Below are 10,131 nucleotides of genomic sequence, written 5' to 3'. Positions count from 1 at the left end.
GTCGAGGGCCAAGTGAGCGGGGGAGTGATGAGCAGCGGGACGTGGCGCGCCGTGCGGGTGCTGGCCGCGGCCACCGCGGTCGGGCTGATCGCGGGGTGCGGGTCGACGATCGAGGGCTCACCCAGGGCTGAAGGGGCGTCGCCGTCCGGTGACACCGAACAGTTCACGGCCCTGCTGGAGGAGTGCAACGCCGTCGCCGACGAACAGATCGCCCAGACCGTCGGTGCCGACGCCATCGAACGGGGCTTCTTCGGCGCGATCTGCCGCTGGGACGCGGTCGGCGCCAACGGTCCCGTGAAGGTGACGTTCAACTGGTTCGAGACGGGTTCCCTCGACACGGAGAAGTCGACAGGCGAGAAGCTCGGGTACACCGTGGAGTCCTCCACCATCCAGGGCCGCAAGGCCGTCGTGATGCGTCCCCCCGGCGATCCGGGGGCGTGCGGAGTGACGGTCGGATCTCCCTCCGCAGGCGTCGTCGGCTGGTGGGTACAGTTCCAGACGGGGGCGGCAGACCCGTGTGAAGCGGCATCGACGCTTGCGGATCTGACGCTCAATCTGAGTAGTTGATGTGCCCGTGTCCGTACCGACAGCTCCGAGCGGTACCCCACATCGCAGGTCAGCCCTTACCACTGCCAACCCACTTTGACCTTCCGGCGCGCCGCCGGGTATCGTTGTGGGTCGTGTCCGGCATGCCCGGGCCGATCTGTGTGCCTAGCGAGGTATTGCCGTGCGCGCGTTCGTGCAGATTTCTGCATGGAACGAGCATCCGGCTGCCTGTGTGGGGGTATGCGACACACCCGACCTCGGGTGCAGCTCGAGGCGCGGGTGAGGGGCAGCAGCTCTCTTGCCCCAACTGCTAGATCCCTAATTTCAGAACAGCCAAGGTTGCTTGTCCAGAGCAGTCTGTTCAACACGAAGAAAGCCGGTAAATGCCAACCATCAACCAGCTGGTCCGCAAGGGCCGCCGCGACAAGACCGCGAAGGTCAAGACGGCAGCCCTCAAGGGCAGCCCGCAGCGTCGTGGCGTGTGCACCCGCGTGTACACCACCACCCCGAAGAAGCCGAACTCGGCGCTCCGTAAGGTCGCGCGTGTGCGCTTGACCAGTTCCGTCGAGGTCACCGCTTACATCCCGGGCGAGGGTCACAACCTGCAGGAGCACTCGATGGTGCTCGTCCGCGGTGGTCGTGTGAAGGACCTCCCCGGTGTGCGCTACAAGATCATCCGTGGCTCGCTCGACACCCAGGGTGTCAAGGGCCGCAAGCAGGCCCGCAGCCGCTACGGCGCCAAGAAGGAGAAGAGCTAATGCCACGTAAGGGCCCCGCTCCGAAGCGTCCGCTCATCAACGACCCGGTCTACGGTTCGCCCCTGGTGACGCAGCTCGTCAACAAGATTCTCCTGGACGGCAAGAAGTCCACCGCCGAGCGCATCGTCTACGAAGCACTCGAGCAGGCGCGCGAGAAGACCGGCACCGACCCGGTCGTCACCCTCAAGCGCGCACTGGACAACGTCAAGCCCGCCCTCGAGGTCCGCAGCCGCCGTGTCGGTGGCGCCACCTACCAGGTGCCGGTCGAGGTCCGTCCGGGCCGCTCCACCACCCTCGCGCTCCGCTGGCTCGTGACCTTCTCCCGGCAGCGCCGCGAGAAGACCATGGTCGAGCGTCTCGCCAACGAGCTCCTCGATGCCAGCAACGGCTTGGGTGCCGCTGTGAAGCGCCGTGAGGACACTCACAAGATGGCCGAAGCCAACAAGGCATTCGCCCACTACCGCTGGTGACGTCACGTCGGAGCAGTCACCTACCGTGACTGCTCCGGCGTCGTCGCACGTCGGGCCCCTACCGGGGACCGGCTGATCTACAACTCGAGACAATGGCCCCGCTGGTGGAACACCGGGGAGGCCGACACCCGATACACGAGCTACGAGCGGGGAAGAATCCTGTGGCACAGGAAGTGCTGACCGACCTGAACAAGGTCCGCAACATCGGCATCATGGCGCACATCGATGCCGGCAAGACCACGACCACCGAGCGCATCCTGTTCTACACCGGTGTCAACTACAAGATCGGTGAGACGCACGACGGTGCCTCGACCACGGACTGGATGGAACAGGAGAAGGAACGCGGCATCACGATCACCTCTGCCGCGGTGACCTGCTTCTGGAACAACAACCAGATCAACATCATCGACACGCCGGGCCACGTCGACTTCACCGTCGAGGTGGAGCGTTCGCTCCGCGTGCTCGACGGCGCCGTCGCAGTGTTCGACGGCAAAGAGGGCGTCGAGCCCCAGTCGGAGCAGGTGTGGCGTCAGGCCGCCAAGTACGACGTTCCGCGCATCTGTTTCGTCAACAAGATGGACAAGATGGGCGCGGACTTCTACTTCACGGTCCAGACCATCATCGACCGCCTCGGCGCGAAGCCGCTCGTCCTGCAGCTGCCGATCGGCGCCGAGGACGACTTCGACGGCGTCGTCGACCTGGTCGAGATGAAGGCTGTCACCTGGCGTGGCACGGTCGCCATCGGCGCCGAGCCCACCATCGAGGAGATCCCGGCCGATCTCGCCGACAAGGCTGCCGAGTACCGCGAGAAGCTGCTCGAGACGGTTGCCGAGTCCGACGAAAAGCTCATGGAGAAGTACTTCGCCGGCGAGGAGCTCTCCGTCGAGGAGATCAAGGGCGCCATCCGCAAGATGACGGTCAACTCCGAGCTGTACCCGGTTCTGTGCGGTTCCGCGTTCAAGAACAAGGGCGTTCAGCCCATGCTCGACGCGGTCATCGACTACCTGCCGAACCCGCTGGACATCGGCGAGGTCCAGGGTCACGCCCTGGGCAACGAAGAAGAGATCCTCACTCGTAAGCCGAGCAAGGAAGAGCCGTTCTCGGCTCTGGCCTTCAAGATCGCTTCGCACCCGTTCTTCGGCAAGCTGACGTTCGTCCGCGTGTACTCCGGCCGGATCGATCCGGGCGCCCAGGTCATGAACGCGACCAAGGGCAAGAAGGAGCGCATCGGAAAGCTCTTCCAGATGCACGCCAACAAGGAGAACCCGGTCGACGAGGCCGTGGCCGGCCACATCTACGCGATGATCGGTCTGAAGGACACCACGACCGGTGACACCCTGTGTGCACAGGACGCCCCGATCGTGCTCGAGTCCATGAGCTTCCCGGACCCGGTCATCCAGGTCTCGATCGAGCCCAAGACCAAGTCCGACCAGGAGAAGCTGGGCACCGCGATCCAGAAGCTCGCCGAAGAGGACCCGACGTTCTCCGTCGAGCTCGACGAGGAGACCGGCCAGACCGTCATCGGCGGCATGGGCGAGCTCCACCTCGACATCCTCGTCGACCGTATGCGTCGCGAGTTCAAGGTCGAGGCCAACGTCGGCAAGCCGCAGGTTGCCTACCGCGAGACCATCACCAAGAAGGTCGAGAAGCACGACTACACCCACAAGAAGCAGACGGGTGGATCGGGCCAGTTCGCCAAGGTGATCATCGCGCTGGAGCCGTTCGTCGGCGAAGACGGTGCCACCTACGAGTTCGAGAACAAGGTCTCCGGCGGTCGCATCCCTCGCGAGTACATCCCTTCCGTGGATGCAGGCGCGCAGGACGCGATGCAGTACGGCGTTCTCGCCGGCTACCCGCTGGTGAACCTGAAGCTGTCGCTGCTCGACGGTGCTTACCACGACGTCGACTCGTCGGAAATGGCCTTCAAGGTCGCCGGTTCGCAGGCGCTGAAGGAAGCCGCCCGCAAGGCCGGCCCGGTCATTCTCGAGCCGCTCATGGCTGTCGAGGTCACCACACCCGAGGAATACATGGGTGACGTGATCGGCGACCTGAACTCCCGCCGTGGCCAGATCCAGGCCATGGAGGAACGCAGTGGTGCCCGTGTCGTGAAGGCGCTGGTTCCGCTCTCGGAGATGTTTGGTTACATCGGTGATCTGCGGTCGAAGACCCAGGGCCGGGCGAACTTCTCCATGGTGTTCGATTCCTACGCAGAGGTTCCCGCGAACGTCTCGAAGGAAATCATCGCCAAGGCGACCGGCGAGTAACCTCGGTTCCAGCCGGCCGAAGCACGACCCAGTAATAACAACCGCACTGCTGCATACCGCAAGCATCAATCAGTCCAGGAGGACACACAGTGGCGAAGGCGAAGTTCGAGCGGACGAAGCCGCACGTGAACATCGGCACCATCGGTCACGTCGACCACGGCAAGACCACGCTGACCGCGGCCATCACCAAGGTTCTGCACGACGCGTACCCGGATCTCAACGAGGCTTCGGCCTTCGACGAGATCGACAAGGCTCCTGAGGAGAAGGCTCGCGGTATCACGATCAACATCTCGCATGTTGAGTACCAGACCGAGAAGCGCCACTACGCGCACGTCGATGCTCCCGGTCACGCCGACTACATCAAGAACATGATCACCGGTGCGGCGCAGATGGACGGCGCCATCCTCGTGGTCGCGGCCACCGACGGCCCGATGCCCCAGACGCGTGAGCACGTGCTGCTCGCCCGCCAGGTCGGCGTGCCGTACATCCTCGTCGCCCTGAACAAGGCCGACATGGTGGACGACGACGAGATCATCGAGCTCGTCGAGATGGAGGTCCGTGAGCTCCTCGCTGCGCAGGAGTTCGACGAGGACGCTCCGGTTGTCAAGGTCTCCGCACTCAAGGCGCTCGAGGGCGACCCGGAGTGGACCAAGAACATCCTCGAGCTCATGGCTGCGGTCGACGAGTCCATCCCGGACCCGGTCCGCGAGACCGAGAAGCCCTTCCTCATGCCCGTCGAGGACGTCTTCACGATCACCGGTCGTGGCACCGTCGTCACCGGTCGTATCGAGCGTGGCGTGATCAACGTCAACGAGGACGTCGAGATCGTCGGCATCAAGGAAACCAAGACCAAGACCACGGTCACGGGTATCGAGATGTTCCGCAAGCTCCTCGACTCGGGCCAGGCCGGTGACAACGTCGGTCTGCTGGTTCGTGGTATCAAGCGCGAAGATGTCGAGCGTGGACAGGTTGTCGTCAAGCCCGGCACCACCACCCCGCACACCGAGTTCGAGGGCCAGGCGTACATCCTGTCCAAGGACGAGGGCGGCCGCCACACGCCGTTCTTCAACAACTACCGTCCGCAGTTCTACTTCCGTACCACGGACGTGACGGGCGTTGTGACGCTGCCCGAGGGCACCGAGATGGTCATGCCCGGTGACAACACCGAGATGTCCGTCAAGCTGATCCAGCCCGTCGCCATGGACGAGGGCCTGCGCTTCGCGATCCGCGAAGGCGGCCGTACCGTCGGCGCCGGCAAGGTCACGAAGATCAACAAGTGATCTAGCTCCACCAACGCCAATGGCGCTCACCCTCCGGGGTGGGCGCCATTGGCGTTTTCGGGGTGTGACACTCAGCGGTAGTTCAACGCATCCCATTCTCGGATGTCGCTGGGATGCGCGATGCCCTCGAGGACGAACGGGTCGCGGGCGATGAATTGTTCTGCGCGCTCGCGGCTGCTGAAGATCGCCATGGACCCGTTGCTCGCCGGGTCGTCGAACGGTCCGATACCGAGCAGCCCACCTTCCGCGGCGAACGCGTCGAGGTACTCCCGGTGTCGTGGATAGATCTCCGGAATCCTGGCGGCGGTGGTCGGATCGGTCGCGTAGAACACCACGTATTCCATGGCACCGAACCTACCGAGACCGGAACGCCGCGTGTCAGCTTTCGACGTGCACCGGGTGGTCGGCGCGGTCGAGGTGGAGCAGGACCTGGGTGGCGACCTCTTCACCGCCGAGGGTCGATGCGACCCAGGACGCGACGTCCTCGGATTTGCGGGTGAAGTCGTACAGGTCGAGCGTGGGGTCGGCGGTCACGACGATCGACAGGGTGGGGAGTCCGCGTTCGATGACGGCGCGAGCGCGTGTCTGCCGCACTCCGGGGTACTGCGCGAGTTCGCTGGCGACTCCGTTCGCGAGGGAGCCGAGGTCGACGGTGACGTAGGTGCCCGATTCGCGGTCCGGTACGGCGACGGGGGACGTGCGTCGCCGGGTGAGGTCCAGGGCGAGGAGCACGATCCCGAAGACCAGCCCCACGACGACCGTCGCGGCGAGCGCCCAGCCCCACCAGTCCTGGTCGGGGAGTGCGGTGACACGCGCGCGGTCGTACCGCGACACCCATTCGCGGACGATCGGAACCTGGAGGTCCCAGGCCACGGCGTAGGCGCCGAATCCGAGGAGTGCGAGCCCTACGAGCAGGACGATGACCCGGTTGACGGCGGCGGTCCGATGTCTCACGGTTTCACCTGCACTCGGAGTTCGGGGGACGTGCCGAGCAGCGACAGCGTCGGTTCCACGGCCTCGCGTACGGAAATGGCCACGTCGCCGGCGGGTGTCGACTCGGTGCGCACCACGCGGACGGTGACGTGTTTGCGGTCGACCGTCGTGTGCGCCGACAGCACGCCGGGGACGGTCTTGGCGTGACTACTGGAGTTGCGAGCGAGGTCGGTGGGGCGGAGCCAGACGATCGGGGTGTCACCGACTGCGAGCGGCAGGTGGGTGCGCGGCCGCGGTTTGAGGGCCGCGACGATGAACACGACCCCCAGCACGATCGCGCCTGCGGCGACGGGGACGATCCACTCGGACCAGTGCAGCCGGCCCAGCCATTGCACGGTGTTGCGGATCCAGGGCGCGTTGGCGAAGGTGCCGCGCATGATGAGCAGCTCACGCGCTGCGACGACCGCGAGACCGAGGGCCCCGACGGCGACGATGATCGCGGCGGGCACAGCGGCCGGGGTCGCGCGCGGCGTGCGTGGCCGGAGGGGCGCCACCGGGGCGGGCGGCACCGCCGGAACGCCCTGTTCGGAGTAACGGCCTTCGGCCGAACTGTCTTCGGGGGCGGCGGATTCCGTTCCGACGACCACGATGTTGAGTTCGATGACCGGCATGCCCGTCATCTGCTCGACCTGACGGTGCACCTGCGCGCGGAGCCGGCGGTTGACGAGGTCGAGGTGGCACGGCCACTGCACCGCGATGTACAGGTTGATCGCGACGGCGCCTGCTCCCGTCGAGACGTCGGCGCGGGGGAGTTCCCGCCCGGTCAGGCGGGACAGCCCACCGGACTGCTTGACGACGCCGGGTACCTGGAGCGCTGCGGCGACGGCGATCTTCACGACGGCGCGCTCCTTGATGACCAGTTCGCCGCGCAGGGCGGTGTCGTCGAGCGCCGCGTCGTCGTGCGGACCGGCGGGGGGTGCGGTGAAGGGTTCAGCCACGGCCGCGGCTTCGGAGGATGGCGCCGAGATCGAGGTGGCCGTCGCGGTGCGCGCCGACGGCCATGCCCAGCGCGCCGAGGAGGACGGCGAAGACGAATCCGCTGAAACCACCGAGGATGCCGGCGATGGCGAGAAGTAACCCGACGATCAGGCCTGTGATTGTGCTGTTCATTGAGATTGTCCTGTCTCTGTCAGGAGATCTTCGATGGTCACGTCGACGGGGACGTCCACCAGCGATTCCACTGCGGCCCGCACTCTTTCGGCGGTGTCGACGACGTTGGCGGGGTAGCGAGCCGCGAGGTGGACGGCACAGGACGTGGGGCCGACGGTCACCCCGGTCACCCGGCGTCCGGGCAGGTAGGTCGCGACTTCACCGAACGCGCCGCCGTGCATCGCTGCCACTCCGGGGGTGGCGAGGACGGCGGCGACGATGCGTTCGGAGATGTCCTCGGCGTGGGTGTCCGGTGGAAGTGGTCCGGTCACTGCACCCTCGGTTTGCCGTCGAGCTCGGACGCGGCCTCGGATTCGTCGAACAGCATGACGTCGAAGACGGTGATGTTCACTTCGGTCACTTCGAGCCCGGTCATGCGCTCGACGGCCGCGATGACGTTGCGCCGGATGCCGACCGCGAGTTCGTGCAATGCGACACCGTATTCCGCGACGATGCCGATGTCGATGGCGGCCTGTTTCTCGCCGACTTCGACGGCGACGCCCTGGGCGTGGTTGACGCGGGCGCCGGGGATCCGATCGCGGAGGGCACCGACAGCGCGCGCGGTACCGCCGCCCACGTCGTAGACGCCGTTGATCTCACGGGTGGCGATCCCGGCGATCTTGGCGACCACGGCGTCCGCGATGATGGTCCGTCCCTCGGAACTGACGAGTTCCGGCGTCGCCCCGGCACCGAACTGCACGCGGCTGCGTGCCCCTGAATCGCTGGTCATCGTGGATCCCCTTCGAGTCGCCTGCCTTCTCCTCAACAGTAATGATCACCGACCGTACGCGGGGTCTCCCACGCGCCTTTCCGTCCGCGGATCCCGTGACGGGAGACACCCAAAAATATTTGATATGACTACCCGGTAACATCTGACGTGATGCAGGTAACGCAGACGCAGCCCGACGGAAGGAACCCCATGGCGGAAGAGCCCACCGGTGAGGACGCCGCTCCTCAGGCCCGGACGCCGGCCGTCGCCGCGGGTGTGGTGGTTCTGGCCGTCCTCGCACTCGCGTTCGTCGCGGTCAGCGGCTACTTCGGCTACACACACCGGCAGGCGGCGCAGGAGGCTCAGCAGAGATCCGAGATCCTCGAAGCAGCGCGGCAGGGCGTCGTGAATCTGACGACGATGGACTTCGAGCGGGCCGACGAAGACGTGCAGAAGGTACTCGACGGCTCGGCCGGAGAATTCCGCGACGAATTCGAAGCCCGATCCAAGGACCTCATCGCGGTCATGCAGGAGGCCAAGGTCAAGTCCCAGGGGGAGGTGCGCCAGGCTGCGATCGAGACGCAGAACGGCGACTCCGCGGACGTGCTCGTCGCGGTCGCGCAGAAGGTGTCCAATGCAGGCGGCGCGGCCGAGGAGCCGCGCGGTCAGCGGATGCGGGTGACGATGCAACTCGAGGACGGCACGTACAAAATCGTGAAGGCGGGGTTCGTGCAGTGAGTACCGACGCATCGCCGAAGTCGCGCAGACTCCTCCTGATTCTGGGCGCGCTCACCGTGGCCGCGGCCGTGCTGGCGGGGGTTCTGTACTTCACGCTCTACCGACCCGACCAGCGCGTCGACGACGCCGTCCGCGCCACCGTCACCGACACCGCTTCGCAGGGCGCGATCGCCCTGCTGTCCTACAAGCCGGACACGGTGGAGAACGACGTCGGCGCCGCGAAGGAACGCCTGACGGGGGAGTTCCTCGACTACTACACACAGTTCACGACGGACGTCGTCGTCCCGGCGGCCAAGGAGAGCCAGGTCGCGACCCAGGCGACGGTGGCCGCGTCCGGTCCGGTCGAGGTGGCGGCCGACACCGCGACCGTGCTGTTGTTCGTCAATCAGACCACCACCAGTGCGGCGAAACCGGAACCGGCGGTGACGGCGACGAGCATCACCGTCGAGCTCACCAAGTCCGGCGACAACTGGCTGATTTCGGGCTTCGATCCGGTTCAGTCGTCCGGGTAGCGTTGGCGCCCATGAGTACTCTTCGAGAGGTCGGCGACCGCGAGTCGTGGCGTTGCTGGCTGTGTGACGAACCGGTGGACCCCGACATGTCGGTCAACGATCCGCGTGGCCCCAGCATCGACAGCGTCGTCACCGCGAAGAAGGCCAAGGCGAAGGGCGGCGTCGAACGCCTTGCGCACCGGGCGTGCAACACCAAGAAGGGTGCCGTCAAACCGGTCGTGCCGTGGCCCGACCGGTTGTTCGTCGTCGATCCCGCCCCGATCATCGGTGTGGTCGAACAACTCGGCCGCAAGGGCGGACGGGTGGCGGTGGCGCGATGCCCGGGCAAATCGGACGCCGAGGACGCGGCGGAGTGGTTGCTCGACAGGTTGTCCCGTCTTGCACCGGAACTGAACGTCGAGACGCAGATCGATGCCGCCGGTGGTGCGTATCTGCTCGTCCTTCGCACCGCCTGACCCGTGAGTACTTGTTAACCGCGGGGGGGCTGTTTCAAATTTCCGGGTCGGGGTGTCCGCGTGCCGCGGCGCCCCGACCTGATGTTTCTTGGATAATGTGTTGGTGGCCAAGGGGTATCGACCGGTGAATCGTGATCAGCAGTTTTTGTTGCCACCGGACATGCGGGAGTGGGTGCCGCCCACGCATCCGGTGTGGACGGTGATCGAGATCGTCGACACCCATCTCGACACCAGCGCTTTTCACGGCTCTCGCCGCA

14 protein-coding genes and 1 pseudogene are annotated in these 10,131 nt (G+C 65.9%); 9 read left to right on the top strand and 6 right to left on the bottom strand.

Annotated features, from left to right (window positions below; genetic code table 11):
- The first annotated feature begins 27 nt into the window (after nt 1-27).
- The 5 genes from AC1D1G_RS35345 (at nt 28) to tuf (ending at nt 5,318) form a co-directional block, all read left to right on the top strand.
- A complete protein-coding gene (locus AC1D1G_RS35345) occupies nt 28-567 on the top strand; it encodes a DUF3558 domain-containing protein (protein WP_280779960.1) in 540 nt (179 codons plus the stop codon).
- Between the two features lie 362 nt (nt 568-929).
- A complete protein-coding gene (gene rpsL / locus AC1D1G_RS35340) occupies nt 930-1,304 on the top strand; it encodes a 30S ribosomal protein S12 (RefSeq protein ID WP_005252198.1) in 375 nt (124 codons plus the stop codon).
- Nucleotides 1,304-1,774 carry a 30S ribosomal protein S7 gene (gene rpsG, locus AC1D1G_RS35335; RefSeq protein WP_005252199.1) on the top strand — a complete coding sequence of 157 codons (471 nt, stop codon included), beginning with the start codon at nt 1,304-1,306 and terminating at the stop codon, nt 1,772-1,774. Before rpsL ends, rpsG begins: the two co-directional genes overlap by 1 nt.
- 161 nt (nt 1,775-1,935) lie before the next feature.
- The gene (gene fusA / locus AC1D1G_RS35330; protein ID WP_005258137.1) at nt 1,936-4,038 is read left to right on the top strand and encodes an elongation factor G; all 2,103 of its coding nucleotides are present in this window, start codon (nt 1,936-1,938) and stop codon (nt 4,036-4,038) included.
- Nucleotides 4,039-4,127: 89 nt separating this feature from the next.
- Complete coding sequence (gene tuf, locus AC1D1G_RS35325; RefSeq protein ID WP_005252203.1) at nt 4,128-5,318, top strand: elongation factor Tu; 1,191 nt, start codon at nt 4,128-4,130, stop codon at nt 5,316-5,318.
- Between the two features lie 71 nt (nt 5,319-5,389).
- On the opposite strand, the gene AC1D1G_RS35320 is transcribed toward tuf, so the two are convergent.
- From AC1D1G_RS35320 to AC1D1G_RS35295, 6 genes are read right to left on the bottom strand one after another with little or no spacing between them, the layout of a single operon-like run.
- Nucleotides 5,390-5,662, bottom strand: a complete 273-nt coding sequence (locus tag AC1D1G_RS35320) for a YciI family protein (protein WP_280779961.1) — start codon at nt 5,660-5,662, stop codon at nt 5,390-5,392.
- Nucleotides 5,663-5,696: 34 nt separating this feature from the next.
- Nucleotides 5,697-6,272: an Asp23/Gls24 family envelope stress response protein gene (locus tag AC1D1G_RS35315; RefSeq protein WP_477955741.1), complete on the bottom strand. Its 576-nt coding sequence runs from the start codon at nt 6,270-6,272 to the stop codon at nt 5,697-5,699.
- Entirely contained in the window at nt 6,269-7,249 is a 981-nt protein-coding gene (locus AC1D1G_RS35310; RefSeq protein ID WP_283352900.1) for a DUF6286 domain-containing Asp23/Gls24 family envelope stress response protein, read from the bottom strand. The genes AC1D1G_RS35315 and AC1D1G_RS35310 overlap by 4 nt, the downstream gene beginning before the upstream one ends.
- On the bottom strand, nt 7,242-7,421 hold the full coding sequence (locus AC1D1G_RS35305; protein WP_005252219.1) for a hypothetical protein: 180 nt from the start codon (nt 7,419-7,421) through the stop codon (nt 7,242-7,244). The genes AC1D1G_RS35310 and AC1D1G_RS35305 overlap by 8 nt, the downstream gene beginning before the upstream one ends.
- Nucleotides 7,418-7,732 carry an Asp23/Gls24 family envelope stress response protein gene (locus AC1D1G_RS35300; RefSeq protein WP_009474619.1) on the bottom strand — a complete coding sequence of 105 codons (315 nt, stop codon included), beginning with the start codon at nt 7,730-7,732 and terminating at the stop codon, nt 7,418-7,420. Before AC1D1G_RS35300 ends, AC1D1G_RS35305 begins: the two co-directional genes overlap by 4 nt.
- Nucleotides 7,729-8,190 carry an Asp23/Gls24 family envelope stress response protein gene (locus AC1D1G_RS35295; RefSeq protein ID WP_005252221.1) on the bottom strand — a complete coding sequence of 154 codons (462 nt, stop codon included), beginning with the start codon at nt 8,188-8,190 and terminating at the stop codon, nt 7,729-7,731. Before AC1D1G_RS35295 ends, AC1D1G_RS35300 begins: the two co-directional genes overlap by 4 nt.
- 189 nt (nt 8,191-8,379) lie before the next feature.
- On the opposite strand from AC1D1G_RS35295, the gene AC1D1G_RS35290 reads away from it, so the two are divergent.
- The 4 genes and pseudogenes from AC1D1G_RS35290 to AC1D1G_RS35275 form a co-directional block, all read left to right on the top strand.
- Nucleotides 8,380-8,907, top strand: a complete 528-nt coding sequence (locus AC1D1G_RS35290; RefSeq protein WP_283331089.1) for a hypothetical protein — start codon at nt 8,380-8,382, stop codon at nt 8,905-8,907.
- Nucleotides 8,904-9,419, top strand: coding sequence for a twin-arginine translocation pathway signal (locus AC1D1G_RS35285; RefSeq protein WP_477955740.1), 516 nt, complete (start codon nt 8,904-8,906; stop codon nt 9,417-9,419). The genes AC1D1G_RS35290 and AC1D1G_RS35285 overlap by 4 nt, the downstream gene beginning before the upstream one ends.
- An 11-nt stretch (nt 9,420-9,430) precedes the next feature.
- Nucleotides 9,431-9,874: a hypothetical protein gene (locus tag AC1D1G_RS35280; protein WP_005252226.1), complete on the top strand. Its 444-nt coding sequence runs from the start codon at nt 9,431-9,433 to the stop codon at nt 9,872-9,874.
- 97 nt (nt 9,875-9,971) lie between these two features.
- Nucleotides 9,972-10,131 (top strand): annotated as a pseudogene (locus AC1D1G_RS35275) (transposase); the annotation flags it as partial.

It is taken from the genome of Rhodococcus sp. P3_B8, assembly GCF_056402775.1.
This window is presented reverse-complemented; position numbering and strand designations above follow the sequence as displayed.